The sequence below is a fragment of the Streptomyces sp. NPDC048331 genome (assembly GCF_043201215.1).
Classification (GTDB): Bacteria; Actinomycetota; Actinomycetes; order Streptomycetales; family Streptomycetaceae; genus Streptomyces.
Genome location: NZ_JBICYT010000003.1, coordinates 23708 through 48758, shown reverse-complemented (window position 1 = coordinate 48758; position 25051 = coordinate 23708). Strand labels below are relative to the sequence as shown.

The 25051-nt window shown below is 74.5% G+C and carries 21 protein-coding genes; 7 read left to right on the top strand and 14 right to left on the bottom strand.

Annotation, left to right across the window (positions count from 1 at the left end; genetic code table 11):
- Window positions 1-35: 35 nt before the first annotated feature.
- The 6 genes from ACGFYY_RS06235 to ACGFYY_RS06210 form a co-directional block, all read right to left on the bottom strand.
- Window positions 36-2552 (bottom strand): acyl-CoA reductase, encoded by a 2517-nt coding sequence (locus ACGFYY_RS06235; protein WP_393707357.1) that lies wholly within the window; start codon window positions 2550-2552, stop codon window positions 36-38.
- On the bottom strand, window positions 2549-3697 hold the full coding sequence (locus ACGFYY_RS06230; RefSeq protein WP_393707356.1) for an acyl-protein synthase: 1149 nt from the start codon (window positions 3695-3697) through the stop codon (window positions 2549-2551). The genes ACGFYY_RS06235 and ACGFYY_RS06230 overlap by 4 nt, the downstream gene beginning before the upstream one ends.
- Window positions 3694-4839, bottom strand: coding sequence for a GNAT family N-acetyltransferase (locus ACGFYY_RS06225; RefSeq protein WP_393707355.1), 1146 nt, complete (start codon window positions 4837-4839; stop codon window positions 3694-3696). Before ACGFYY_RS06225 ends, ACGFYY_RS06230 begins: the two co-directional genes overlap by 4 nt.
- Window positions 4836-6167, bottom strand: a complete 1332-nt coding sequence (locus tag ACGFYY_RS06220; protein WP_393707354.1) for an MFS transporter — start codon at window positions 6165-6167, stop codon at window positions 4836-4838. The genes ACGFYY_RS06225 and ACGFYY_RS06220 overlap by 4 nt, the downstream gene beginning before the upstream one ends.
- Entirely contained in the window at window positions 6164-7447 is a 1284-nt protein-coding gene (locus ACGFYY_RS06215; RefSeq protein ID WP_393707353.1) for a phenylacetate--CoA ligase family protein, read from the bottom strand. The genes ACGFYY_RS06220 and ACGFYY_RS06215 overlap by 4 nt, the downstream gene beginning before the upstream one ends.
- A 370-nt stretch (window positions 7448-7817) precedes the next feature.
- Window positions 7818-8231, bottom strand: coding sequence for a DUF3224 domain-containing protein (locus ACGFYY_RS06210; protein ID WP_393707352.1), 414 nt, complete (start codon window positions 8229-8231; stop codon window positions 7818-7820).
- Window positions 8232-8332: 101 nt separating this feature from the next.
- Here ACGFYY_RS06210 and ACGFYY_RS06205 point away from each other — a divergent pair, with 101 nt between their 5' ends.
- The gene (locus ACGFYY_RS06205) at window positions 8333-9295 is read left to right on the top strand and encodes a helix-turn-helix transcriptional regulator (protein WP_393707351.1); all 963 of its coding nucleotides are present in this window, start codon (window positions 8333-8335) and stop codon (window positions 9293-9295) included.
- Here the strand turns inward: ACGFYY_RS06205 and ACGFYY_RS06200 are convergent.
- The gene (locus tag ACGFYY_RS06200; RefSeq protein ID WP_393707350.1) at window positions 9286-9753 is read right to left on the bottom strand and encodes a hypothetical protein; all 468 of its coding nucleotides are present in this window, start codon (window positions 9751-9753) and stop codon (window positions 9286-9288) included. The genes ACGFYY_RS06205 and ACGFYY_RS06200 overlap by 10 nt on opposite strands.
- 96 nt (window positions 9754-9849) lie before the next feature.
- Between ACGFYY_RS06200 and ACGFYY_RS06195 the strand changes: the two genes are divergently transcribed.
- Window positions 9850-10149 (top strand): hypothetical protein, encoded by a 300-nt coding sequence (locus ACGFYY_RS06195; RefSeq protein ID WP_365272696.1) that lies wholly within the window; start codon window positions 9850-9852, stop codon window positions 10147-10149.
- Between the two features lie 10 nt (window positions 10150-10159).
- Here the strand turns inward: ACGFYY_RS06195 and ACGFYY_RS06190 are convergent, their stop codons facing one another.
- Both ACGFYY_RS06190 and ACGFYY_RS06185 read right to left on the bottom strand, forming a co-directional pair.
- On the bottom strand, window positions 10160-11002 hold the full coding sequence (locus ACGFYY_RS06190; protein ID WP_393707629.1) for a MerR family transcriptional regulator: 843 nt from the start codon (window positions 11000-11002) through the stop codon (window positions 10160-10162).
- 103 nt (window positions 11003-11105) lie between these two features.
- Window positions 11106-11558, bottom strand: a complete 453-nt coding sequence (locus tag ACGFYY_RS06185; RefSeq protein WP_393707349.1) for a hypothetical protein — start codon at window positions 11556-11558, stop codon at window positions 11106-11108.
- Between the two features lie 186 nt (window positions 11559-11744).
- Here ACGFYY_RS06185 and ACGFYY_RS06180 point away from each other — a divergent pair, with 186 nt between their 5' ends.
- The 3 genes from ACGFYY_RS06180 (at window position 11745) to ACGFYY_RS06170 (ending at window position 14185) form a co-directional block, all read left to right on the top strand.
- The gene (locus ACGFYY_RS06180; RefSeq protein WP_393707348.1) at window positions 11745-13121 is read left to right on the top strand and encodes an MFS transporter; all 1377 of its coding nucleotides are present in this window, start codon (window positions 11745-11747) and stop codon (window positions 13119-13121) included.
- Window positions 13122-13195: 74 nt separating this feature from the next.
- A complete protein-coding gene (locus ACGFYY_RS06175; RefSeq protein WP_393707347.1) occupies window positions 13196-13339 on the top strand; it encodes a hypothetical protein in 144 nt (47 codons plus the stop codon).
- 63 nt (window positions 13340-13402) lie between these two features.
- Window positions 13403-14185, top strand: a complete 783-nt coding sequence (locus tag ACGFYY_RS06170) for a peptidoglycan-binding protein (RefSeq protein WP_393707346.1) — start codon at window positions 13403-13405, stop codon at window positions 14183-14185.
- A 13-nt stretch (window positions 14186-14198) separates the two neighbouring features.
- Here ACGFYY_RS06170 and ACGFYY_RS06165 read toward each other — a convergent pair whose 3' ends face one another.
- A complete protein-coding gene (locus ACGFYY_RS06165) occupies window positions 14199-14942 on the bottom strand; it encodes an SDR family NAD(P)-dependent oxidoreductase (RefSeq protein WP_393707345.1) in 744 nt (247 codons plus the stop codon).
- Window positions 14943-15168: 226 nt separating this feature from the next.
- Here ACGFYY_RS06165 and ACGFYY_RS06160 point away from each other — a divergent pair, with 226 nt between their 5' ends.
- Both ACGFYY_RS06160 and ACGFYY_RS06155 read left to right on the top strand, forming a co-directional pair.
- The gene (locus tag ACGFYY_RS06160; RefSeq protein WP_393707344.1) at window positions 15169-16245 is read left to right on the top strand and encodes an RNA ligase (ATP); all 1077 of its coding nucleotides are present in this window, start codon (window positions 15169-15171) and stop codon (window positions 16243-16245) included.
- Between the two features lie 189 nt (window positions 16246-16434).
- A complete protein-coding gene (locus tag ACGFYY_RS06155; RefSeq protein WP_393707343.1) occupies window positions 16435-17352 on the top strand; it encodes an NADP-dependent oxidoreductase in 918 nt (305 codons plus the stop codon).
- A gap of 37 nt (window positions 17353-17389) precedes the next feature.
- On the opposite strand, the gene ACGFYY_RS06150 is transcribed toward ACGFYY_RS06155, so the two are convergent.
- From ACGFYY_RS06150 to ACGFYY_RS06135, 4 genes are all read right to left on the bottom strand, one after another.
- Window positions 17390-20290 carry a poly(A) polymerase gene (locus tag ACGFYY_RS06150; protein WP_393707342.1) on the bottom strand — a complete coding sequence of 967 codons (2901 nt, stop codon included), beginning with the start codon at window positions 20288-20290 and terminating at the stop codon, window positions 17390-17392.
- Window positions 20290-22104: an RNA ligase family protein gene (locus ACGFYY_RS06145; protein WP_393707341.1), complete on the bottom strand. Its 1815-nt coding sequence runs from the start codon at window positions 22102-22104 to the stop codon at window positions 20290-20292. The genes ACGFYY_RS06150 and ACGFYY_RS06145 overlap by 1 nt, the downstream gene beginning before the upstream one ends.
- A 128-nt stretch (window positions 22105-22232) precedes the next feature.
- On the bottom strand, window positions 22233-22904 hold the full coding sequence (locus ACGFYY_RS06140; RefSeq protein ID WP_393707340.1) for an NAD(P)-dependent oxidoreductase: 672 nt from the start codon (window positions 22902-22904) through the stop codon (window positions 22233-22235).
- Between the two features lie 134 nt (window positions 22905-23038).
- The gene (locus ACGFYY_RS06135) at window positions 23039-24586 is read right to left on the bottom strand and encodes a hypothetical protein (RefSeq protein WP_393707339.1); all 1548 of its coding nucleotides are present in this window, start codon (window positions 24584-24586) and stop codon (window positions 23039-23041) included.
- Window positions 24587-25051: the final 465 nt, after the last annotated feature.

Genomic DNA, 25051 nt, shown 5'->3' with positions numbered 1-25051 from the left:
ACCGGCCTGCGAGCCGGCCCGCGCCCCTTCGTCGTCTAACCGCGCGCGTCCACCACGCCGAGGAGCTTGCCGCTGGTCGCACTGCGGTCCAGCGACGCGCCGTCCACCGCCTCGACCACCAGCTCCAGCAGCCGCTCGTCGACCGCCGAACGCAGCTCCGGATAGCCGGCCAGGAAGACCTCCCGCAGCTGTTCCGGGTCCGTCGCCGCGGTCCGCTCCACCCGTACGGTCAACCGCTCGCGTACGTCGGCGGAGTCGAGCCGCACCTGCACCTCACCCCGGTGACCGCCCTGTTCCTCGGCCAGCAGCACGAAACGCCGCAGGTTCAGGAAGTACGTCGCCACCCGCATCACGTCGCCGGTGCGCCCCCGCAGCTCGAAGCGCGGCGCGTGCCGGCCGCACGGGCAGCGGCCCGGGATCTCCCGGCCCAGGTCACCGATCACGTACCGGCCCAGCCGCTGGCCGCGCCGGGCGTGTGTGGTGAACACCAGCCGACCCGTCTCGCCCGGGACCACCGGGCGGTCCTCGGTCAGGTCGAGGATCTCCATCGTGTGCAGGTCGGCGTGCAGGTGATGGACGCCGCCGGAACTCTCGGCGCACTGGTAGCCCAGCGGGCCGAGGTCGGTGCTGCCGTAGGTGATCGAGCGGACCACCTCGATGCCGAAGGTGTCCCTCAGGGTGCGCTGCTGCTCCTCGGTGAAGTGCTCGCCTCCGTAGAACACCTTGCGCAGGCCGCCGTATGCCCGCAGCGCGTCCGCCTCCGCGTGCAGCAGCTGCCACAGGTAGGACGGCATGCCGAAGAGGGTGTCGGCCCCGTGGTCGATCAGCGCCTGCGCCGTGGCCCGGTGGTCGGGGCCCGCCGACAGCGGCAACTGCACCCCGCCGAGCCGTTCCAGCACGGAGAAGAAGCTGATGAAGCTGCCGTACATGGAGCCGCAGTAGAACAGGTTGGCGGTCCGGTCCGCGGCCGGGTCGTAGCCGGCGGCCAGCAGGCCCCGGGCGGCGGCGTGCATCTGCGTGTCGTAGTCGTCGTAGCTGAAGACCGACAGCGCCGGCGCGCCGGTGCTGCCGCCGCTGCGGAAGTACAGCTCGGCGTCGGCACGCGGCAGCCGACGGGCCGGCTCCTGCACGTCCTCCTTGCCCAGCAGCGGGCCCGTGGGACGCGGCAGCAGCACAGGCCGGACCAGGTCGTCCAGGCAGGCGGTGGTGGCGAAGCCGGCCGGATCGGCCTGGACCGCGACGCGCCGGCTGTAGCGCTGCAGGGCGTAGACGCCGTCGTGCGGCTCACCCGCGTAGCTCGCCTGCATGGCGCCGACCGGTGTGACCCGGGTGACGCCCGCGGCCAGCGCGGTTCGGGACAGCTCGGCGACGTCCGTGGCGCCGCCCGCGATGCCCGCCGTCTGCAGGTAGCGGCGCATCGGCCGCAGGGTGGCGATCAGCCGCTTGCGGGGCAGCGGCTTGACCCACACGCTGCGGTGCAGCGGCGAGGCGGTCAGCGGGGACCGGGTGTCGGCCATGACCCGCCACGAGCCGTCGGCGGCGGCGAACACCCGGGTCAGGCCCAGGTGCTCCTCCAGCCGGGCCATCAGCTCGGTGGTGGTCAGCTCGGCCGCCTCCGCCGGGTCCGGCTCGCCCGCCGGAGCGCCGGCCGCGGCCGGGGGCCGGGTGGCGAGGACCGCGGCGAACCGCTCGGCGAAACCGAAGAGCTCGTCCTCGTCCTCGGTGTCGAGGTAGACCACCTGGGGGCTGGAGCACGCCTCCTGCTCGTACAGGCAGACGTCGTCCGCCAAGGCGTCGAGCGTCCCGGCGTCCGACCAGGCGTCGGCCGTCAGGTAGGCGAAGGAGATCCGGTGCCCCCACTCCACCAGTCGGCAGCCGGCCGGCACATGGGCGGCCACCCCTTCGACCGCTGCTTCCCCGCCCCATACGGCGACGGCGTCCGCCGGCGCGCACATCAGGCCCAGCCACTCCTGGCGGGAGGAGGGGAAGCGCAGGACGACGATCCGCGCGGCGAGTGCGCCGCCGGCGTCCTGGGCCGCGAGCTCGGCCATCAGATGCTGGGTCAGGAGGGTGTCGTCCCCACTGGTCTTGAGCACGTTGACGTTGCCGGCGAGCAGCCCTTCGACGATGCTCAGCGGCGCGACCGTCGCCGCGTTGCCCGGTGCGATGTGGGCGACCAGGCCGACGGGCGCCCAGGCCTCGTAGACCGTCTCGCGCGGATCCGCCCGGTTCAGCCGGCCGGGCGTCGCGCTGCCGAGCTCCCGGCGCAGCTTGCGGGTCAGCTCCCGCCGGCGGAGGAGGCCGCCCAGCTCGGCCAGGACGGCCGGGTCCTCGCCCTCGGGCAGGTGCGCGGCGAGCCGCGCGCGCACCGGGTGGTCGGGGTCGCACAGGGCGGCGCCGAGGGCGTCGCACGCGGCCAGGACGGTTTCGGTCTCCAGCCCCTCGGCCAGCGCGGCCTCGACGGCGGCCGGCAGCTCGGCGAGGCGGCGGCCGGCCTCCTCGTCGTCGATGAACTCGCCCTGCCAGTAGTGGTGGTGCACGCTCACGGTCACGCCATTCCCTTCATCAGTTCCGCCGCGGCCACCGCGCAGCTACGGTTGCGGCTCACCCCGGCACGGCCGTGGACGGTGAACCACGGGGTCGGGAGCTCGCAGGCACAGGCCTCGCCCGGCCGGAGGGAGGCGAGGTCGCCCATGACCACGCTCTGTGCCGGCACCGAGGTGATGTACGGCGACACCAGGTGCAGGTAGCCCCGCTCCCCGTACGACAGGGGTTCGAGCGTGCGGGTGGAGCGGATCGTCACCCGTGACCAGACGGGCGCGTGCAGCCGGTGGTGGTCGCACTCGATGTACGGGATGCAGTGCTCGACCGACCCGAAGGTGTCCCGGATCCGGTCACCCGGAATCCCGAGCTGCTCGGTGACCCGGGAGTACAGCTCCTCCTTCTCGACGCGCCGGTCGGAATGGCCCTTCCAGCCACCGCCGAGGACGACGAGGGAACCCTCGGGCAGGCGCAGCGGCGGCAGCCCCATGGCCCGCATCCGCTCCAGGGTGAAGAAGAGGAAGGCCGGGAAGCCGAGGATGCGGACCGGGGCGTCCTCCCGCTCGAAGCGGCGCAGCGCGGCGATGCAACCGAACGGGTCGAACTCGTGCTCGCCGCCGGTGTTGCGCAGCGCGTACGCGACGCTGCGCGCGGGGGCGAAATCGCACAGGTAGTTGTCGGTGAAGGCGGTCCCGAGGTTCAGCGAGGGGGCCGGCTCGTAGCTGTAGAGGAGGTAGTTGACCTCCTGGTCGGGGGTGATCCACCCGTTGCGCTCGAAGATCCGGGCGACCATGCGCTGGGCGGAGCGGATGGTCCACCGGTCGAAGAACATCTGCGACTTCTGGCCGGTGGTGCCGGAGGAGGTCAGGTGCAGGTCGACGTCCTCGCGGGGGATCGACAGCACCTCGTGCCGCTTGAAGAAGTTCGCGTGGACGAGCGGCGTACGGTACGGCTCGGCCGGCGCAGTGGCCTCGTACAGGGAACGGAAGAACGCGGAGCGCTCGGTGTGCCAGGCGTTGGTCTCCGCCATGGCCGCGGCGAACAGCGCGTCCTGCTCGGGGCCGAAGGCGTACGGGTCGGTCAGGTCGCACAGCTCCTGTACGTGGGGCAGCAGGGCCGGGTCGGGTACGGCGACCGGCGCGAGATGGGGGTTCATGAGGCAACCTCGGATGAAGTGGGCAGGTGTGTCGACGCCCAGGCCGACACGTAGCAGTCCAGGTACGGCTGGAGGGGCGGTTCGACGGCGACGCCGCGGAAGTCGATGCGCTCACCGGAACGGGACAGGACGGCGTAGTCGTGGAAGCCGTCGCCGTCCGCGCGCATGGCCGGGTAGAGGGCCCCGGCGATGAACCCCTGGGCGAGGAACGCCGACAGGGCGTCGTGGTGCGCGAGCGGCACCAGGGCCTCGACGTAGCCGGCCCCCGCGCGGGCCAGGGCCCGGGTGACGGGTTCGAGGTGGGCGGCGGCCGCGGCCGGGTCGGGATGGGCCGTCAGCAGGGATCCGTAGCCGCCGGCACGGTTGAGGTAGGCGTAGACCTCGAACCGGCCGTCCTCGGGGGTGAGCAGCACGTTCGGGGTGTGCAGCGGGTAGAACCAGCCCTCGGCGCAGGGGAACCGCTCGCGGAAGCGGCGACGGACGAAGGCCGGCGCCTCGATCACCTCCAGGCGTTCGACGGCCGCGTGCGGCGCGGGCGCCGGGAGCGGGCGGTCGGTGGCCCTGACCCCGGGGTACTCGATGCCGAGCGCGGACTCGGAGGTGCGCAGCAACGGCATCAGCGGGGCCGGTACTTCGGTGACGGGGAGCCGTCGGTCGAGCACTCCGGCCGCGTGACGCGCGTAGAGCGCGAGGCTTTCACGGGTGCTGAGATCGACCGCGTTGGGCAGGATGCCCAGCGGGCGGAAGCCGTTGCGGGCGACGACGCGCTGCGGACCGGCGCTGACGGTGCGCACGGTCGCGTACACCGAGTCCAGCCGGCCGGTGTCCAGCATGCCGGCGCAGAGGGCCTCGGTCAGGGCGGCGGCCAGGCCCGCCGAGCGGTGCTCGGGGTGCACGGCGATGCCCTCCAGCCGGCCGGTGCGGCTGCCCGCCTCGCCGCGGATGACGGCGGACGCGGTCAGCGCCCCCGTGTCGGCGCATCGGGTGACGAGCCACAGGGAGTGCGGGTCCGCGATGAGCCGGGCCATCTCGGCCGGGTCGGTGCCCAGCGCCACGGGATAGTGCGGACCGTAGACGGCGTAGTAGAGCTGGCGCAGTTCGGCGATGTCCGCGCGGACGGCCGGAGCGATCACGGGGCTCATCGCTCTCCTCCCGCGGATTCCGCCGGGGCCGCCTCGGGCGGCGTACCGGACCCGAGCAGGGCCAGTGCGCAGGCCGCGGGGAGCAGACCGATGCCCTGCGCGAGGCAGAGCGTCTGCGGGGACAGGAAGTCACCGGCGGAGCCGAACACCAGGGACGCCACGGGCAGGGAGGCGCCCAGCACGGCCTGCATCACGGCGAAGAAGCCGGGCTTGTCCGCCGTCGGTACCATCCGCTGGAAGAGCGCGACGAAACGGACGCTGACGGCCCCGGCACACCAGCCGGCCACGGCCAGGCAGCCCGCGACGACCGGTCGCTGCGCGAACAGCCCGGGCAGCGCCAGGGCGAGGGCCATCAGTCCCAGGCACCAGGCGCCGGCGACCGTGGGCCGTCCCGGCACGCGGGTGCCGGTGAAGGCGCCGACGAGCGCACCCGTGCCCAGGGAGGCCTCCAGCAGGGCCACGGTGCCGCCTCCACCGAGGAGGACCGACCGGGTGTAGAGGGGGATGACGACGAACACGGCGGCGGTGAACAGGTTCGCCGCGGTGAAGCAGATCAGGATCCGTCGTACGGAGGGCAGTTCGGCCAGGATGCGGCGCAGCGGGCGCCGCCGGGGCGCGGCCACCACGCCGTCCGGGCCGTCCGCGCCGTCCGCGCCGTCCGTCGGGACGGTACGGAACCGGGCGCTCGCGACGAGCAGGGCGGCGCCGAGGTAGGCGGCCGCGCAGCCGGCGGCCAGTCCGGCCACGCCCGCCAGGTCGACGGTCAGGGCGCCGAGCAGCGCCCCCACCAGGCCCGCCAAGGACTGGGTGGACAGCTCGAAGCCGGTGGCCGTCTCGATGTCGGCGTCGTCGACGAGTTCGGGGACCGAGGTGGTCAGACACGGGTCGAAGAACGCCTGACAGGTGGCCAGCGCGAGACCGGCGGCGTACACGGTGGTCAGCGGTAGGCCGCCGCCGTGCGCCCACACCGCGAGGGCGGCCGAGGCGGCCCCGGCCACGGCGGCGGCGGTCCGCAGCACCGAGCGGTGCGCGCACCGGGCGACGACCGCGGCCACGACGGGCGCCAGCGCCACGGCGGGCAGGGTGCAGACGGCCATGAACAGCCCCGAGGCCAGCCCGCGGGCCTCGGGCACGGCATAGGCGACGATCCACCAGGACACGCCGACCTGGAACATGCGGACGGCGGCCTGGGTGAGGACCTGGCCGAGCCACACGGCGCCGAAGGCGCGGTTGCGCAGGACCAACGGAGCGCGCCGGCGGTAGGTTCCGGTCGGTGCGTCCGGCGGCGTCTCGGCCGGGTCGGCCACGGGTGCGGGTGCGGTGCTCATGCGGTCGGCCTCTCGTCGAGGACGCGGACGAGCTTGCCCGTACGCGGGTTGACGGCGAGGTCACGGTGGCGCGCCCACTCCACGGACAGCGGGTGCACGAACCCGGCGCGCACGCTGTCCGGATACAGCGGCCGTACGGCCTCCAGCTCCGTGACGACGGCCTCGGCCAGCGCCGCACGACCGTCGGCGAGTCGGCCGCGGGCCTCGTCACCGGGGGCCGTCGCCAGGCGCAGGACGAGCCCGTCACGGCCGTCCCAGCGGCGGACGACGAGCTGCATGCCGACCACGTCCCCCGCGGTGTCGGCGGTGGCCACGGCATCCTGGGCGTCCTGGGTGTAGAGGGAGACGGGGCCCACCCGCACGCCCTCCTCGGCGCGCCCGAGGATCCTGAAGTGGCCGGGACCGGTGCCGGTCCACTCGGCCCGGTCGCCAGCGGGGTAGCGGATGATCGGCATCAGCCGGCGGAAGAGGCTGGTGACGACGACCCGGCCGGGCCGCCCCGGTTCGGTGATGGGCTCATCGGTGGCGTCGTCGAGGATCTCGACGACCGCGTACGGGGAGAAGGGCCGGTGCACCCGGGCGTCGGGGCCGGACACCGGGCGGCCGAGCAGGCCCGCGTCGACGCTGGCATAGCCGACGGAGCGGACCTCGGCGCCGGGGAAGGCGGCCGCCAGCAGGCGTCGTTGGTCGTCGAAGAGGGCCTCTCCGCCGAAGAGGAGCAACTCCACGGCGTCGAGTCGCACACCGGAGGAGACGACCTGCTCGGCGAGCCGGCACAGGGTGGTGGGCGTGCCGGTCAGCACCTGGGCGGCGAGATCGCGCAGCGTGGGGATCGTCGATTCCAGTGGCGCGCCGCCGCCGATGGGCAGGCGGACGTTGTCCACGGGGGCGTGGGCGAGCGAGTCGAGGACGAAGAGGAAGCTGGCGTACAGCTCCCCGGCGTAGAAGAGGTCGGCGACGCGGTGCCCCGGGCGCAGGCCGGTGTCCACGAGCCCCTGCCCGAAGGCGGTGACGAACGTACGCCACTCGTCGCGGGTGTAGACGGAGAACTTGGGGGACCCGGTGGTGCCACCGGTCTTGTAGACGGTCGCCTCGCTGAGCGGCCCGGTCAACACACGGCTGTCCTGGAGGGTGTTGGCCGCCCAGAAGTCCTGCTGGTCGACCACCGGAAGGTCGGCGAGGCGGTCGACGTGCGGTGGCAGGGACGCGTAGAGGTCCCGGTAGTAGGGCGAGTTGTGGCGGGCGAAACGTATGAGGTCCGAGAGCTGCTGGGCGGACATGAGCCTTTGCCTGGGTGACGGGAACAGGAACGGGGACGGGATCCACGGCGGCCACGGCGAGCGTGGTGACTCGCCTGCGGCATCGATCCGGTGTGAACGGGGGACCCCCGGCGCCCCCGCCTCCCTCGATGGCACGCCAAAAGCTGACGTACAGTCATGATGATGAAACATCAGTCCCCAGATCGCCAAATTGGCCGAGGATTTCCGGACATTAGGACCAGATTCAACAGTTTTTCCGGTAAAGCCTGTACAGGCGTCGACGCCGCCCCGAGCGTCGGGGGCACCTACGAGAGCTGGTAAGTGCCCCCGGTCACCCACACGTTCGGGGGCGGCGGCCACACCGTGACCTCGAGGTGTGGCCGCCCGCACGTCAGCTCGGCACCTCGTAGGTGAAGGTGTACGCCACGGAGGTGTCGCCGTGGCGGTAGGTGAAACCTCCGGAGCCCGTCAGTCCCGCCAGGTCCCCGGTGCCGGAGCCGGGGACCACCTCGAAGCGGCAGACGGTGCCGGCGGCGTCGAAGGTGCCGCGCTCCTCCAGGACGAAGCTGCCCTTGCGGCCGTCGAGGCTGCCGGCGACCAACTCCATCCCGCTGTAGGAGCCGACGTTCTCCCCGGTGTAGGCGATCGTGTAGTCGCAGGCCGTCCCGGCGGCCGCGATCCCGCCGCTGAAGGCGTTGGTGACATGGGCGTGAGCGAGCCGCGGGACGGCGTCCGCGGCGCCGACGGGGCTCTCCTGCCAGTCGGCGAAGGTGAAGCGGCCACCGGTCTCTACGGGCGTGGGCATGATGGTCCTCTCGGCCGGCCGGACGGTCTCTCCGCCCGGCGTGCTTCCAGGCTGGCAGCCATACCTGACACCTTCTGTCAGGAACGGGGGACAATGACGCCATGCGCGCCGACCGGCTTCTCTCCCTGCTCCTGCTCCTGCAGAACCGTGGCCGGATGACCGCCCCCGAACTCGCCGCCGAGCTGGAGGTGTCGGTGCGCACCATCCACCGCGACATCGACGCCCTCGGGGCATCGGGCGTCCCCGTCCTCGCCGACCGCGGCCCGGCCGGGGGCTACCGGCTGGCCGACGGCTACCGCACCCGCCTCACCGGCCTCACCGACGCCCAGGCCGGCTCCCTCTTCCTGGCCGGCGCCCCCGGACCCGCACAGGAGCTCGGCCTCGGCGCCGATCTGGCCGCCGCCCAGCTCAAACTCCAGGCGGCACTGCCGGCCGCACTCGCCGAACGGGCCCGCCGGATCCAGGACCGCTTCCACCTCGACGCGCCCGCCTGGTTCCGGGAGGCCGATTTCGTCCCGCACCTCGCGCAGATCGCCCAGGCCGTGTGGGACCAGCACGTCCTCCGTACCCACTACCGCCGTTGGCGCGGCGAGGTACGGCGCGACCTGTGTCCGCTCGGCCTCGTCCTCAAGGGCGGCATCTGGTACCTCGTCGCCGATGTCGACGGCGCCGTACGGACCTACCGGGTCTCCCGGTTCCTGACCGTGGACACCACGACGCAGCGCTTCGAACGGCCTCCCGGATTCGAACTGGCCGCGTACTGGCAGGAGTCCACCACCCGCCTGGACGCCGCCCTGCACCAGCAGACCGCCGAACTACGCCTGTCCCCGCGCGGGCAGCTGCTGCTGCCGATGCAGTTCGGGGCGGCGGGCACCCGGGCGCTCGCCGAAGCGGACCCGGCCGACGCGGACGGTTGGGTCCGGCTGCGCATCGCCGTGGAGTCCCAGGCCGTCGCCGTCGGCGACCTGCTGCGTCTGGGTACGGAGGCGGAGGTGCTCGGCCCGCCCGAACTGCGGCGCGCCCTCGCCGAGACGGTGACCACGCTGGCCGGACGCTACGCCTGACGTCCGAGGCCTGGGGGCTCCACCTCCAGGAAGCGGCGCCGCCGCGGGCCCCGGTACAGCAGGCAAACCCAGCCCAGCCCCTCCAGCACCGCGGCGCAGGCCGTCAGCCGCTCCTGATCCTCACCGGCCGCGCCGCCACCGGCCGGGCCCAGCCAGGTCACCTCCGCCCGCCCGGGCTCCGCTCCGGCCGCCACGCGGTAGCCCGTCCGCGTACGCCGCCCCTCCTCGTCCACCGCCGACGCCGCGATCCCCGCCGCCTCCAGGGCGAGGGCCACCGCGCGCGGCAGCTGCCGTACCTCCCACGGCGCGGGAACCGTCGCCCCCGCCGGACCGTTCACCAGGCGGCGGATCTGCAGCAGCCCCTCGTACGCGGTGCGCAGTTCCGCCTGACGCCCGCCGGACGCGGCCGCAGGGCCGTCGCCGGTCGCGGGCTCGAAACCTTGCCCGGGTACCGCCATCACCCACCCCCGTCCCGTCCGTCTGAGTACTTCACGCCCAACGGCCTGAGTATCCACCCCGATTCCCGGGGCCCACTCCGCTGCTGGAATGGGGACATGACTTCCGAGGCCCCGAGCGTTGCGACCACCGCCCGCCCGCGCATGCAGCACATGACCACCGCCGGCTCGGCCCTGGCCGTGGCGCTGGTCCCGCTCGTGGTCGGCGTCCTGTTCGCCAAGGCGATGGCCACCGACCCGATGACCCCGGTCAACGCCCTGATCGCGGGCGGCGGCCAGCGGGCCGCGCTGCCCCGGGGCGAGTGGAAGCGGCGCGGCCACACCACCGTGCGCAGGCTGCGTACGGCCCGGCGCGACACGGCCCGGCGGTGTGCCCGCGCGTGCGGCCGCCGCCCCTGAGCGGCAGGGGTCAGGAACTGGCGGCCAGCGGCTCCTGGAGTTCGGTGACCCACTGATCGGGGTCCTCCGGGCAGGCCAGGGTCAGCTCGCGGGCGTAGCCGGCCGAGCGGTGGCCGTGCGCGTCGATCCACCGCGCCAGGGCCTGTGACGTCGGCAGGACCCCGTCCATCGAGCCGCGGTGCACCACGGTCGCGGCCCGCTCCACCGCCGGCAGCGTGACGATCCGTACCTCGCCCCCGAGGTCCTCGGCGCGGACCGAGGCCGCCACCGGCAGTCCGGCGTGCACGAGGACGGCCGACGAGGACCCCGGGCCGGGCACGTCCTCGTAGTACGCGGTCCCCGGCCCCGTCGGCACGACCCCGGCGGCCTCGATCCGGCGGCACAGCTCGTCGTACAGGGGCCCGATGACCGGGCCGATGTCCTGCGGCTCGTAACTCCCGGCCGAACCGGTCAGCTCGGCGAGCCGGACGGGCGGAAGGCTCTTCACGACGATCTCGTCGGCAGGCATGGATCCTTCTCTCTCGATGGTCCGGAGCCTCGCCTCGACCTGGACCAGCCGGGCCGCCGCGGCGGCCATGGCGGCCTCCAGCTCGGCCTGCCGCAGCCGCAGCATGCCGCGCAGCTCCTCCGCGCCCACCCGCTCGTTGAGGATCGACCCCACCTGGTCCAGGGAGAAGCCGAGTTCCTTGAGCGCGATGACCCGGTTGAGGCGGGCGAGCTGCCCGGCCTCGTAGAAGCGGTAGCCGGTGAAGGGGTCGACACGTGCCGGGCGTAGCAGTCCGAGGGCGTCGTAGTGACGCAGCATGCGGACCGACACCCGGCCGTGCTTGGCGAAGTCTCCGATGGTGAACATGACGCTCTCCACTACAAGGTCTGACACAGGGGGAGGGTCAAGCGTCGCATCGGCGAAAGGCGCGCTGGTCGGTGGTCGGTGGTCGGTGGTCGGTGGTCTGTGGTCAGCGGCCGTACTGCCGCAGACACAGGTCGACGATGGACGGCGGCACCGTGCCGTCCGCCGCCGCGCACAGCTGGTCCATCCGCGGCGGCGGGGCCGGCCGGCGCCGCGGATGGGCCGTCGTGGCTCCGGGTACCCGCTTGCGACGGGGCGGCGAAGCCGCCTTCGGGGCCCGCTCGCGCGAAGGCTCGCGCTCCGGGGCCGACCTCGGGGCCGACCTCGGGGCCGCCCCGCGTTCCGCGTCCGGGCCCTGGGCGGGGTCCGGCGCGGGCGTGTCGGCCTCGGGCAGCGCCCCCAGCGGCAGGGCCAGGGGCGCCGGGACCACGGGAGCCTCGGCCGGCGGTACGGATCCCCGTACGGGAGCCGACGCCGGATCCTGCGGCCCGACGGAGACACAGCCGGTGCTCGCGAGGAGCATGACGAGGGAGAGGGGCACGGCCCGGCGTAACTGCATCCGACCACCTTGCCGTACGGCCGGGCCGGCCCGGTTCCCCTCTCACGCGTGCGGGTGACACCGGCCCGGTGGGAAGGCCGGGGCGTGTGGGAAATTGGAACGGCAGTGCGGGTGAAGGGGGAGGCGCGACCCCCGGCTCCCCGTGCCGTGTCCTGTCCGCCGATCGTCCCTACGGAGCCCCGATCCATGACCTCAGCTGCCGCGCCCGGCAACAATCCCGCGCCGTCCCCGGAGCCCTCCGGGCCGGACTCCGCTCCCGCGTCCGGGCCGGACTCCGCCCCCCTGTCCGCTCCCGAGTCCGCCCCCCTGTCCGCTCCCGCGTCCCGTCCCGGGTCCGTCTCCCCGCCGGTGGCCCGACCCGCACCGCGGAGCGGTGGTGCCGCTCCGTGGAAGGGCTGGGCGGCCGTCTGTGCCGTCTCGCTCGGCATCTTCTGCCTGATCACCTCCGAGCTGCTGCCCGTCGGGCTGCTCACCCCCGTCGGGGCCGCCCTCGGCGTCTCCGACGGCACCGCCGGTCTGATGGTCACCGCGCCCGGGCTGGTCGCCGGATTCTGCGCGCCGCTGGTCACCGTCGGCGCCGGCCGCCTCGATCGGCGCCTCGTGCTGTGCGTGCTCATCGCCCTGATGGTCGCCGCCAACCTCGCCGCCGCCCTGGCCCCGAACTTCGCCGTCGTACTGGCCGCCCGCCTGCTCGTGGGCGTCAGCGTCGGCGGATTCTGGGCCATCGCCGGCGGACTCGCCGTACGCCTGGTCCCCGAGCGACACGTGGGCCGCGCCACCGCGCTCGTCTTCGGCGGCGTCCCCACCGCCTCCGTGCTCGGCGTCCCCGCCGGAACCCTGCTCGGTGAACTCGGCGGCTGGCGCGCCGCCTTCGCCGCCGTCGGCGGCCTCGGCCTCGTCACCCTGACCGCCCTGCTCGTCCTGTTGCCCCCGCTGCCGGCGACCCGGCACATCACCTTCCCCGAACTCCCCGCCCTGCTCCGGGAGAACCGTGCCGTGCGGGCCGGGGTCGTCGTGACCTTCCTCGTGGTGACCGGGCAGTTCGCCGCCTACACCTTCGTGCGTCCGATCCTGCAGGAGGTCTCCGGAGTCGACGCCGAGTACATCAGCACCCTGCTGCTCGGCTACGGAGTGGCCGGCGTCGCGGGGAACTTCCTGGCCGGGCCGCGCGACGCGTACCGGACCCTGCTCGTGGTCAGCTCCTCCCTCACCGTCGTCCTCGCGCTGATCGCCGTCCTGCCGGGACCGGCCGTCGGCACCGTGCTGCTGCTGGCCTGGGGCCTCGCCTACGGAGGGGTCTCGGTGAGCGTGCAAGGTTGGATGATCAAGGCGGCCCCGGAGGCGCCCGAGGCCGCGTCCTCGCTGATGGTGGCCATGTTCAACTTCGCCATAGCGGCCGGCGCACTGTGCGGCGGTCTCGCGGTGGACAACCTCTCCGAACCCGCCGCCCCGCTCGGCGGGGCCACCCTGATGCTCGCGGCCGCCACCACCGTGTGGGTCACCGCGATCCGCCGCACGCCCGACAGATCGGATGGACAGGGGCGGATCGGACACCGGGCTTGACCCGGCCCCCGCATCGGGGCAAGAGTGCGCCGATCGAGAACCACCGCGTGAGCCGCACCTCGGAGATACGTCAGATGTCCAGACCCGTTCGCCCGTCGATCGACCCGGCCGAAATCGGCGGTTCTCCGGCACACGGCCCGCAGGGCGCGCTCGGGCTGCCCGGCGCCCACGCCGCCGGCGCGGCCCCGGCTGCCACCGCCCGGCGGGGCGGATCCTGACCGACCGGGTGGGGGCCGGCACCGCACCGCCGCGTCGGCCCCCGTCCCCGCCGGGAGACCACCATGCGCCAGGACCCTGATGACAGCGGGATCGTCCCCGAAGACCACCTGCTCGTACGCCCGTACGTCGCCCCCTCGGGCCCACCGCCCCGGTCGACCGCGCCCACCTGGCCGCAGACCGGCCCCCTCGCCTTCCCGGGCCCGGCAAGCGTTCAGGAATCCGAGGTCCCGGTAGCCGCTCCCACGGGCGTCCCGGCGACCGTTCCCGATTCCGGCTCGGTTCCCCGCCCGGCTGTCGTCCACGGTCGTCGCGACCGGCGCGGCCGGCGCCAACGGCTTCCGCTCGCCGCCCTCGCCCTGACGGCGCTCGCCGCGGTGGCCGCCCTGGTGTTCCTGCTGGGCGGTCCCGATCCGCAACCGCCCCGGGCGGGGGCTCCGGCCGAGCTGTCCGTACCGATGCTTCGGGGGCGCAGCGCCGACTCCGGCGCCGAGGCCGACGCACCCGGTCCGACCGCGTCCGTACCGTCCCCCGCCGCCTCCACCTCGCCCACCCCCTCCCGTGTGCCCGGTGCGTCCGCGAGCCAGGGCCCGAAGCCGCCGTCCTCGCCCAGCGCTTCGGCGTCCCGTCCGCCGAGTTCCTCCGGGACCCTGCGGATGGGGGACACCGGACCCGAGGTGCGCGCCTTGCAGGAGCTGCTCCACGGGCAGGGGTTCACGTACGTCTCCGTCACCGGGGTCTACGACAGCCAGACCAAGCGGGGTGTCGGTCAACTGCAGCGCGACCGCTCCATCAAGGGCGACGCTCCGGGCGTCTACGGCCCGGCCACCCAGGCGGCGATGGGCTGACCGGCCGCCGCGATCAGCGACCGCCGGAGACCCGTAGCACCGTGCCCGTGGTGTACGAGGCGTCCGGGGAGAGCAGCCAGGCGATCGCCCCTGCGATCTCGTCGGGCCGGCCGGGCCGGCCGAGCGGGATACCGGCCGCCGCCTTCGCCGGCCGGTCGGGATCGCCCATCGCCGCGTGCATATCGGTCTCGATGACGCCCGGTGCCACGGCGTTGACCCGGATCCCGTCCGGACCGAGCTCCTTGGCGAGCCCCACGGTGAGCGCGTCGGTGGCCGCCTTGGTCGCCGCGTAGTGCACGTACTCCCCGGGGCTGCCGAGGGTGGCGGCCGTGGAGGAGACGTTCACGATCGCCCCACCGTCGGCCTCGGCCATGTCCCGGGCGGCCCGCCGGCAGCACAGTAGGTACCCGAGGAGGTTCACCTCCAGCACCCGCCGCAGGTCCTCGGTGCGGGCATCGGCGAGCCGGCCCAGCGGGCCGGTCACCCCGGCATTGTTCACCAGCCCCGTCACCCTGCCCAGTTCGGCGCCGGCGATGTCGAAGAGCCGCTCGACGGCGCACTCCTCGGACACGTCACCGCGCACGGTCACACAACGGGACCCGGCGGCCCGCACGCCCTCGGCGACGGCCTCGGCCGCCGCCGCGTCACGGGTGTAACCGATCGCCAGATCATGTCCGTGCGCGGCCAGCCGCAGACAGGTCGCCGCGCCGATGCCTCTGCTGCCGCCGGTGACGACGGTGACCGGACGAGCTGACATGGGAGCCTCCTACGGGACAAGGAACATGGGACCTGGAGCGTGGGTTGCGGAACGTGGTGGTGGAACGTGGGTTGTGGGTCGCGGAACTCGGGGCGGGCGGGGGCGGGCAGGCTAACACCGTGATATTCGCTGGACCAGCGCAAATGGCCCGAAGCAGAGTGGTCCTCACCGACGCGCCGCACCACCGGGCGTCGTCCGTGTCCCTGACCACCGTTGGAGCCGCACCATGTCGACCTTGCGCGTGACCGCCGAGGAACTGACCGTCCATGAGCACCCGAACGCCGACGCGTTGGAACTGGCCCAGGTGGGCCTCTACCGCGCCGTCATCGCCAAGGGTGCCTACCGCACGGGCGAGTTCGCGATCTACATCCCCGAACAGGCCGTGCTGCCCGCGGACCTGATCGAGGAGCTCGGTCTCACCGGACGACTCGCCGGCGGCTCCGCCGACCGGGTCAAGGCGGTCCGGCTCCGCGGCGAACTCTCGCAAGGACTGGTGTGCAGGCCGCGCGCGCTCGCCGACGTCGACCTGGCCCAGGCCGCCAAGGAGGAAACGGACTTCGCGGAGCTGCTCGGGATCACCAAATGGGCCCCGCCCATACCCACGACCATGAGCGGCGACGTCGAGGCCGCCGCCGATCTGATGCCGTGGGTCGACATCGAGAACCTCCAGCGCTACCCGCACATCTTCGAGTCCGGCGAGCCGGTGGTCCTCACCGAGAAGCTGCACGGCACCGCCTGCCTGTTCACGTACGTGGTCGAGGGCGAGCGGTCCTACGTGTCCTCCAAGGGCTTCGGCTCGAAGGGGCTGGCGCTCAAGGAGGACGAGCGCAACCTCTACTGGCGGGCCGTCCACGGCCACGCGGTTCCGGCCGTCGCCGCGGCCCTGGCCGACCGTCTCGGCGCGACCAGGGTCGGGATCTTCGGTGAGGTGTACGGCAAGGGAGTCCAGGACCTCTCGTACGGGACCGACGTACGCACCGCCGACGCGCCGCCCGGATACGCCGTCTTCGACGTGTCCGCCGAGATCGACGGCCGGACGCGCTGGCTGGATCCGGTCGACGTCCTGGCGGACGGTGAGCTTCCGCTCGTCCCACGGCTGTACGAGGGCCCGTACGACCTCGACAAGGTGCTGGAACTGGCGAGCGGCCGCGAGACCGTCTCCGGGAAGGCCGTGCACCTGCGCGAGGGCGTCGTCATCCGGCCGTCGGCGGAACGGTACAGCCCGGTCGTGGGCGGCCGGGCCATCGCCAAGGCGGTCAGCCCGGCCTACCTGACCCGCAAGGGCGGCACCGAGTACGAGTGATCCTTCCGCCTCGTGCCGTTCGGCGCGGTGCGACGCCGCGAGACGCCGTGCGACGCCGCGCCGCGCCGCGCCCGCTCCACCTCGTGGGGCGGGCGCTTCGTGCATGGTGGGATGAACCGGGGGGCGGGTCCACCAGCACACGGAGAGGTCGGGTACATGTCCCAGTCGGGCCGGAGCAGCCAGGAAACCATGCGGGCAATGGCGTACGAGACGTACGGCGGGACGGAGGTGCTCTCCGAGACCCGGCTGCCGATGCCCAAGGTCGGACCCGGTGAGGTCCTCGTCCGGGTCAGGTGCGCGGGCGTCAACCCCGTCGACTGGAAGATCATGTCGGGCGGGCTCGACCCCTTGATGGACGTCGTCTACCCGGTGGTGCCCGGCTGGGACGTGTCCGGCACCGTCGAGCGGGTCGGCATCGACACCCCCGAATACGCCGAGGGCGACGAGGTCATCGCGTACGCCCGCAAGGACTACGTGCACGGCGGGACCTTCGCCGAGTTCGTCACCGTGCCCGTACGCGCCCTCGCGCACAAGCCCGCCTCGCTCGACTGGGCCGAGGCCGCCGGGCTCCCGCTCGCCGGGCTCACCGCCTACCAACTGCTGACCCGCCTCGGCACCGGCAAGGACGACACCGTCCTCATCCACGGCGCCGCGGGCGGTGTCGGCTCCTTCGGCGTGCAGATCGCCCGCGCCCTCGGCGCCCGGGTCATCGGCACCGCCTCCCCGCGCAACCACGACCGGGTCCGGGAGCTCGGGGCCGAACCCGTCGAGTACGGGGACGGACTCGCCGCCCGCGTACGGGCCCTCGTTCCCGACGGCCCCACGGTCGTCGCCGACTTCGTCGGCGGCGTCGGCGCCGTCACCCGGGAGGTCCTCCACGACGACGGACGACACGCCTCCATCGCCGACCCCAGCGTGCTCGGGGCCGGCGGCGAGTGGATGTGGGTCCGCCCGATCGGCGACGATCTGGCCGAACTGGGCCGACTCGCCGACGGCGGGCAGCTGAAGGTGCCGATCGCCAAGACCTTCCCGCTGGGCGAGTTGGCGGCCGCCTTCGAGCTGAGCCAGGGCGGGCACACCGCAGGGAAGATCATCATCGAGATCTGACCCACGCACCGTCGCCCGTGGTCCCCGGCCCGCCCCCTCAGGCCAGGTCCGGCACCTCGCCGCCGGCCACCCGGGCGACCTCGACCCCCGGCAGTCCGGTCCGCCAGGGGCCGGCCAGGGCGGCCAGGCGCGTCGCGTCCGGGGGAGTGGCACCGAGGCCGATCGCGTAGCGGGCCAGGGTCGGGCCCGACTCGAAGGGGCGGGGCCAGGCGTGCGCGTCGGTGACACCGGCCCGCTCCAGCGAGCCGAGGAGCGACCGCAGCCGTCCGCGCACCCGGCCCAGGGTCGCCTCGAACTCCCCCTCGGAGGTCGTCCGTACGGTCACCACCGCCCAGGCGGCGTGCCGACGGTGCAGCGGAGGCGGCCCCGGGACCCACGCGTCGTCCACGGAACCGGACTCCAGCAGCTCCCAGGCCGCGTACAACTCCTGGACCAACAGGTCCCGCAGACCGGACCCGACCTGGGTCGTGCAACTGCGCACCGGCTCCGAGGGGGTGAGGACGGTGATCGCATCCGGCCCACCCTCGGCGGCATCCGGCTCGCCGACCCCCGCCTCCACTTCCGGGCCCGCCGTCGACAGCGACACCGGCTCGCGCCAGTCCCAGGCGGCCCACCTGCCGAAGAACTCGCGCAGCAGGGCTTCGGGCGGCAGCGCGCCGGCATCCTCGACCTCCCGCACCGTACGCGCCGCGAGAACCGCCCAGGCCAGCCCGGGCAGTCCGCCGAAGGGGGCCGAGTCGAGCCCCCGGGCCCGGGCCCACGCCTTCACCCGCCGCGCCAGCCCGGCGAACGCGGCGTGCCGGTCCGCGCCCACCCGTTCCCGTACCGCATCGGCGTCGCTGACCGCGCTCAGCGCGAGCGCGGCCGCCTCGCCCAGCTCCGCCCGCCGAGCCACCGCGTGCGCCGGATCCAGCCCGCCGGTGGCCACCGTGACCAGATCCACCGACAGCCCGTCCACGCGGAACCGCAGCCCCGGCACCCGCGCCCCCGTCACCTCGCGCAGCCGCCCCGCCTCGGGCAGCGCCGCCGCCACCCGGTCCCGTACGAGTGCCACATCGGCCGGGCCCGGCAGCGCCGCCACCAGGTCCAGATCGGCCTCCGGCAGCGCGCAGCCCATACGGCGCGACCCGGCCGGATGCACCAGCCCGTCGCCGAGGGCGGCCCGGACCCGCGCGGTCACCGACTCGGCGGCCCCGTCCCGGGGTTCCGGCGCGGACCGCTCCACGGTCTCCGGCTCCCAGCGCACCTCGCCCGTGCCCAGCGCCACCGTCGCCCGGACCCGCATCGGCCCGTCCCCGCGCCGCGAGAGCACGGCCAACTCCCCGACCCGCGCCGCCACCGGGCCGCCCAGGCGCGCCGCGAAGGCCGCGACCGCCCGCTGCGGGTCCTGGCTGCGCCCCAGCGTCAGATGCGGGGTGTAGCCGCCTTGGTCCCCCGTACGCCCCCGGCAGCCCGGGAACCGCTCCGCGAGCGCGCGCCGGAGCTCCTGCCAGGGCGCCTCACCGGCCGCCGCCGGATCCAGCCAGACGGTGGCGTCCTCACGGTGCCCGAAGCTGTGCACACCCTCCAGCCGGGCGGAGAACGGCCCGGTCGTGGCGGCCACCTCCGCCAGCAGCGGCAGCGCCTCGGCGAAGGAGGACTCCGGTACGAAACCGAAGAGCAGGTTCACGTGCTCGGGCCAGCGTCCGGCCGCCGGATCCAGCGTGCGCCGCAGCTCCCGTACCTCCTGCGGCAAGGCCGGCGGCAGCCACGCCACCGCCGTCCGCGCCGTCGCCGGTACGTCGAGACGCACGGGCAGGCCGCCCCGTTCCCCGAACTCCACCGTCGTCTCCACACCGAAGTGGTCGGAGATGAACAGCCCATCCGGGGCGGGGGAGTCGCCGCGCAGCCCGGCCCGCGTCACCCGGGCCACAGTGGACCGCAGCAGGACCCGGTCCAACCGGGCCGACCGGCCCGACAGGGAGCCCACCGCGGCCAGCGGATTGGCCACCGGGTCGAAGGTCGGGGTGGCGTCCGCCGTCCCGTGCACGTCGCTCCAGGCGTCCCGCATGCCGAGCGCGGCGGCGGGTCCCTCGGCGCCGTGCCGGCCGTCGTTGAAGTCGCCCAGCAGCGCCACGCCGGTGTCGATGCCGCCGAGCCCCTCCGCGAGCCGGGCGAGTTCGGCTTCCCGCCGCACGTGCCCGTTCTCGCTGTGGTCGCTGGTCAGATGGGTGTTCGCGACGACCAGGGGACCAGCCGCGGTGTCCACCGTGACGGCGGTGACGGCCTTGTGCGGGCGCAGCAGGTGCATCCCCGCCTCCCGCACCGGCAGCCGGCTGAGCACCAGCAGCCCGCACTCGGCGACGTCCCGGCCGCCCGGATCCGTACCGAGGGTGTACGAGGCCCGCACCCACGGCGCCGCCAGCAGCATCCCGAGCAACTCGGGCTCGACCTCCTGCAGCGCGATGACATCGGCATCGGCGGCCGCGAGATCGGCCAGCAGCAGCGGCCGGCGCCGGGCGGTGGCGATGCGCGGGGCGTCGTACCGGTCCCAGAGCGTGTTCCAGGTCAGCAGCCGCACCGAGGAGGGTCCGGTGGCCGTCCCGTCCCCGCCCCCGGGCGCCGGCCCGGCGGGCCGCCAGGTGCCGCCGCCCGCCGGGTCCCACGCGTGCGGGGTCCGCGCGGTGAAGAACGGGGCCCGCAGCAGGCGCGGATCGCGGACCCGGCCCGCCGTGGTGACGTCGATCCGGTCGACGCCCGTGGCCCGGTCCCACACCAGCTCACCGTCCGCCTCGACGAACAGCACCCGGTGCCAGGGGATGTCGCCGCCGGGCACGAAGGAGGGCAGCGGGACCCGCTTCGGCGCGGCCCCGCGCTGGAGCAGCCCGAGCACGAACCGCGCCGGATCGAACCGGGAGTCCCAACGGACCTGGTGGTAGAGCTCCTCGCTGGTACGCATCAGTACGCCCCCCGGCCTTGCGACTGTCCCTGTCCCCGCCCCTGCTGCCGTTCGGTGCCCGCGAGCCCGGCCGCGAGGCCACCGGCCGTGTCCTCGACGACCCCGGCGGCGCCGATGTACCACGTACGGTGCGCCTGACCGGCGTACGGCGGGTGGAACCGGCGCACCTGCGAGGTCAGTACCTGCGGCGGCACCGGATGCGGGCGCACACCGTTGCGCCGCACCAGCTCCGCCTCCTCCACCAGCACCACGGCGTGGGTGACCAGCGCGTCGCGGCGCCGGGCGACCGAGCCGGCCAGGCCGCGCTGCTGGTCGGTGAGCGAGGTGGCGTCCCACACCACCGTCCCGCCGCGGGCGAGCGCCGCGTCGAGCCGGTCCAGCCCCTCGCTCAACACCGCGGCGTTGGCCCCCTGGTCCGCCCGGGAACCCCTGGCCGTGCGCAGTTCGTCCAGACCGATGTACGTGTCCACGCCGGGCAGTTCGCGGCCGAAGGTGCTCTTCCCGCTGCCCGAGGGCCCGCACAGCTGGATCAGCCGGGGAAACGTTCCCTCGCGCCATTGCCAGGTCGCCGCCACGGCCTCCTCCACCGCGGATCCCGAGATCCGGCCCTGCCCGAACGCCCGCCGGGCCTCCGCCCAGCAGCGGTCCGCGGCCCCGGAGTCCAGCCCGGCGAGCGCCTCGCGCAGCCCGCCACGCAGCGCCTCCAGCGGATCCGGGCCGAGCAGCCCCGCCTCCTCGGCGCACAGTGCGGACCACTCCACGCACTCCCGCGCCGCCGGCCCGTCCGCCAGCGCCCCGGCGAGCGCGTGCAACACGCCGAGATCGGCCGCCGCGGCCATCCGGACCAGGCCGGCCCGCCGGTCCTGGTCCGGGAACGGCCGCCGCAGGTACGGGTACAGCCCCACCAGGTCGCAGACCCGCCGCGCGAGGCCCATCCCGACCGGGCCGGCCGCGAGCCGCGCCGCGATCCGGGCCCGCGGCTCGCGGTGGAGCGCGGCGGCGAGGACACCGGCCAGCCGGCCCTCCCCGGTCCGCCCCGCCGCGTCGATCCGGGCCACGGCCTCGGCGACCTCCTCCGCGTCGGCGGCGAAGGTGGAGTCGGTGGGGTCCGGGGCAGTGGCCGCCCTCGGCCCGAGGGCGGCGGACAGGCCCGGCAGATCGACCTCGGCCCCCGAGCGCACGGCCCACAACGGGGCCGTCGGACCGAGCCCGTTCGGCACGACCTGCGCGAACATCCAGTGCGTACTCGTCTGCACATGGCCGCCCCGCACCCACTTCGCCACGCACCGCCCGAAGTCCTCGCGCGCGAAGCCGGCCACCGTCCGGACGACGTACCCCTCCTGGCGCGCCGTGTCGAGCTTCAGCCGGCGCAGCGCGCGCTCGTCGAAGGTGCCCCGCCACAGCACGCGCGGGGTGGGCACGCCGAGGCCGCTCAGGAACCGTACGGTCCGGTCCCAGTCGAGGCAGTGCTCCCCGTCCCACACCGAGAATCCGTAGAACCAGCTGTCCAGGTCCTCGTACGGGATCGAGTGCCGGGCGTAGAGGTTCTCCCCACACACCCGCCACCCGGCCGGGATCCCGGGGCCGATCCGACCCTGGAGGCCCTTGACCCACGCCCGCGAGGGGTGGTGCGCCGAGTCGAGCGAGCGCGCGTGCAGGCCGTCCGCGTACAGGGTGGTGTTCTCACCGTCGAGCTTCTCCGTGACCACCACCTCGCGCCCGACCAGGCCGGCCGACCCGACGACCCGGACGTCGTCCGACGCCACCCCGGGGGACCAGGGCAGGTGCGGCGTACGGGGATAGTGGATGCGCATGATCCGCTCCTGCTCGACATCGGGTGCCCGGTCACTGTAGGTAACCCGACCGGCCCACTCCACCCAATAAGCCCCGTTCCCCGTCTCCCGCACGTCGCCTCAGGGCCGGCGCACGCCTGCCGGGCCGCTCAGTGGGCGACGGTGAACCGCCGGCCCGCGTGCGCGTCACGCTCGACCTCGTCGACCAGGGCGACGGCGAAGTCCTCCGTCGAGATCCGGCTCCGGCCCTCCTCGTCGACCACCAGATCGTCGAGCCCCAGCCGGTACGTGCCCGTCCGCTCGCCCGGCTCGATCCGCGCGGCCGGGCTCAGACAGGTCCACCGCACCTGCTCCACGGGCACGGTCCGCAGGAAGTCCAAGGCGTCCCCGTGGGCGTGCATCAGGGCCAGGACAGGCGCCGGAACACCGGCCTCGTCCCAGACCGCCGCCCCTCCGGAGGTACGCAGGGACCCCGCCCCGCCGACCACGACCACCCGCGGCGCGGGCGCGTCGGCACCGAGCGACCGCACCCCGCCGATCAGCGCCTTCGCGGCGGTCACGAGGGCGGCCGGGTCCCCGCGGCCGGGTCCGAAGGCGCTGACCACCACATCGTGCCCGGCCACCGTCGCGGCCACGGACGCCGGATCGAGGACATCGCCGCGCACCACCACGAGCGCCCCGGCCCCGGTGCCGCTCCCGGAGTCCGGGAGCCGCGCCGGATCGCGGACGACGGCCGTGACCTCGTGGCCGCGCCGGAGCGCTTCGCGCAGTACCCGGGTTCCGACGGCGCCGGTCGCGCCGAAGAGGGCGATCTTCATCATGGCGGCTCCCTGGAGGTGAGGGCTGGACGGGGCGCCGGTCGGTCCCCGCCCGGCCCATCCAAGCGAATGCGCCCGCCACCCCCGGGCAGCCGGGCCGGGCCGGTCGGATGAACCGGTCCCCGGCCGCGGAGCCGTCAGCCCACGGGGGGCACGGGCGTGGGCACCGGTACCGCGGCGGCCAGCCGGCCGGCGGCCGCGAAGTGCAGCCGCTCCAGCCGGGCCGCGTACGGCCAGCCGGCCGCCCGGTAGAAGCACAGGTCGCTCGGGATCGGCACGGCCCGCAGGTCCGCCGCATGCGTCCCCGCCGGCAGCTCGGTGGCCGCCGCCAGCAGCGGGTCCGTCGAACCGGCCCATTCGCCGACCGGGGCGGGGCGTGGCCACGGCTCACCGGTGTTGGGGAACAACCATCGGGTGTCCCGGGCCATCCGCGCGGCGAAGTCCGCGCCCGCGGCGGCCCGCCGGGCCAGCCGCGCGAAGGTCAGCAGCAGATCCGCCAGGGATTCGGCGAGCAGGGCCAATTCCGGGTAGGCGCGCAGGCTCTCGCCGTCGCCGGGCACGGATACGACGTACCCCCACCGGCCGGTCTCCGGATCGATGCGGATCTGGGCGAGCGCGTGGCTCCGTCCGTGGGCGATCCGCGCGAGCGGCCAGTACGAACCGTCGCCGCCGAGCATGCGGTGCAGTTCGGGGTCCACCGCGTGCTCGGGCGCCCCGGGCCGCAGGCGCAGTGCCGGAAGTCCCGCGATCGTCACCCCGCCGATCTCCCGGAGCACGGTCCGGACCTCCTCGGGGACCGGGACCGACCAGCCGTCGATGACGGAGTCGGCGCAGCCCGCGTCGAGCACGACGAAGTCGGGGTGAGCGGAGGCCAGTTCCCGCAGCTCGGCCACCGCGCGCCGGGCGGCATCGGCGGGCACGCGGTGGCGGCGCACGGCCCGGCCGAGGAAGTCCCCGCTGACCACACTGCGCAGCAGGAGGGCCCGGCCCTCGCCGACGATCTCGAACTGGACCTCGCTGCTTCCGGTGTCGGCGGTGTTGTGGCAGGTGGAGAAGTACGGCTCCCAGTCCACCGCGCACGGGTAGCCCGGAAGGTCGTGCAGGTCGACAAGATCGGTGAGCGGGTCGCCGCGGCCGACGAGGGCGGCGAGTTCGTGATCGGCCCCTGCTGCCCCTGCGGCCCCTTCGTCTCCCGCACCTGCCTCACCTCCCTCGGCGAGCGCCACGGTGGAGGTGGCCGATACGGAGAACGTGCCCCTCGGTCGGTCCGCGACCCCGTCCGCGAGCCGTTCGGTGAACCCGGCGAGCCATGCGCTGAAGTCCGGAGCCTCGACGGTGACTTCAGGGTCGGCTCCCCAGGGGTTGACGGCCACCACCGGCCCCCAGCCGGTGGCCCCGACCCCCACGATCAGCGCGCCCTCACCGAAGTCCGTCTCGCCCAGGGTCCAGCATCCGTCCGCGAACACCTCTCGGCCGCGCGGCCCGAAGCGGTACTCGTGGTCCTCGGTCCCCAGGCCGCCGATCTCCCGCAGTACGCCCCGTACCTCCTCGGGCACCGAGACGGCCCAGCCGTCCAACTCCGCGTCCGTGAACCCCTCGAACAGCTCCAGGTCGTCCGGCTGTTCCCGCGCCAGCTCCTTCAGCGCCCGCACGGCGTCCACCGCCGACGGCCCCGCGTCGTACATGCTCCTGGCTCCCCGTGTCGTCCGTTCCGCGGCTCCGAGGGTATCTCCGCGGCCTGCCCGGACATGCCCGAACCCGTACGGCGGACGTACGGCGGACCAGGACGCCTTCAGCGGCAGAGGGCCACGATGGACGGATGCACCGTGCCCTTGGCCGCCTCGCACAGGGCGGACATGTCGTACGGACGCTGCGGCGCCGGCCGGGGCTTCGCCACCGTCGGCGGCCGCTTGCGGGGCTTCGTCGGCGCCGCGGCCGCGGCCCGCTGGGCGGGCCGCCTGGGGCGCGGGGCCTTCGCCTCGGCGCGGCGCGGGCGATGCGGCCGCTCGGCCGCCGCCCGTACGGGGGCCGGCCCGCCCTCCGGGACCGCGGGCGGTGCGGGCGGTCGGGGTCGGACGTCCGAAGTATCCGAGGCGTCCGAAGCAGGCCGAGCGGGCGGGGTCGGCGTGGGAGAGACGGGTTCGGGTGAG

Coding starts and splice junctions, on each gene's coding strand:
- ACGFYY_RS06230 (WP_393707356.1), bottom strand. CDS start 3,697: ATGAACCCCCATCTCGCGCCGGTCGCCGTACCCGACCCGGCCCTGCTG.
- ACGFYY_RS06225 (WP_393707355.1), bottom strand. CDS start 4,839: ATGAGCCCCGTGATCGCTCCGGCCGTCCGCGCGGACATCGCCGAACTG.
- ACGFYY_RS06220 (WP_393707354.1), bottom strand. CDS start 6,167: ATGAGCACCGCACCCGCACCCGTGGCCGACCCGGCCGAGACGCCGCCG.
- ACGFYY_RS06215 (WP_393707353.1), bottom strand. CDS start 7,447: ATGTCCGCCCAGCAGCTCTCGGACCTCATACGTTTCGCCCGCCACAAC.
- ACGFYY_RS06210 (WP_393707352.1), bottom strand. CDS start 8,231: ATGCCCACGCCCGTAGAGACCGGTGGCCGCTTCACCTTCGCCGACTGG.
- ACGFYY_RS06205 (WP_393707351.1), top strand. CDS start 8,333: ATGCGCGCCGACCGGCTTCTCTCCCTGCTCCTGCTCCTGCAGAACCGT.
- ACGFYY_RS06200 (WP_393707350.1), bottom strand. CDS start 9,753: ATGGCGGTACCCGGGCAAGGTTTCGAGCCCGCGACCGGCGACGGCCCT.
- ACGFYY_RS06195 (WP_365272696.1), top strand. CDS start 9,850: ATGACTTCCGAGGCCCCGAGCGTTGCGACCACCGCCCGCCCGCGCATG.
- ACGFYY_RS06190 (WP_393707629.1), bottom strand. CDS start 11,002: ATGTTCACCATCGGAGACTTCGCCAAGCACGGCCGGGTGTCGGTCCGC.
- ACGFYY_RS06185 (WP_393707349.1), bottom strand. CDS start 11,558: ATGCAGTTACGCCGGGCCGTGCCCCTCTCCCTCGTCATGCTCCTCGCG.
- ACGFYY_RS06180 (WP_393707348.1), top strand. CDS start 11,745: ATGACCTCAGCTGCCGCGCCCGGCAACAATCCCGCGCCGTCCCCGGAG.
- ACGFYY_RS06175 (WP_393707347.1), top strand. CDS start 13,196: ATGTCCAGACCCGTTCGCCCGTCGATCGACCCGGCCGAAATCGGCGGT.
- ACGFYY_RS06170 (WP_393707346.1), top strand. CDS start 13,403: ATGCGCCAGGACCCTGATGACAGCGGGATCGTCCCCGAAGACCACCTG.
- ACGFYY_RS06165 (WP_393707345.1), bottom strand. CDS start 14,942: ATGTCAGCTCGTCCGGTCACCGTCGTCACCGGCGGCAGCAGAGGCATC.
- ACGFYY_RS06160 (WP_393707344.1), top strand. CDS start 15,169: ATGTCGACCTTGCGCGTGACCGCCGAGGAACTGACCGTCCATGAGCAC.
- ACGFYY_RS06155 (WP_393707343.1), top strand. CDS start 16,435: ATGCGGGCAATGGCGTACGAGACGTACGGCGGGACGGAGGTGCTCTCC.
- ACGFYY_RS06150 (WP_393707342.1), bottom strand. CDS start 20,290: ATGCGTACCAGCGAGGAGCTCTACCACCAGGTCCGTTGGGACTCCCGG.
- ACGFYY_RS06145 (WP_393707341.1), bottom strand. CDS start 22,104: ATGCGCATCCACTATCCCCGTACGCCGCACCTGCCCTGGTCCCCCGGG.
- ACGFYY_RS06140 (WP_393707340.1), bottom strand. CDS start 22,904: ATGATGAAGATCGCCCTCTTCGGCGCGACCGGCGCCGTCGGAACCCGG.
- ACGFYY_RS06135 (WP_393707339.1), bottom strand. CDS start 24,586: ATGTACGACGCGGGGCCGTCGGCGGTGGACGCCGTGCGGGCGCTGAAG.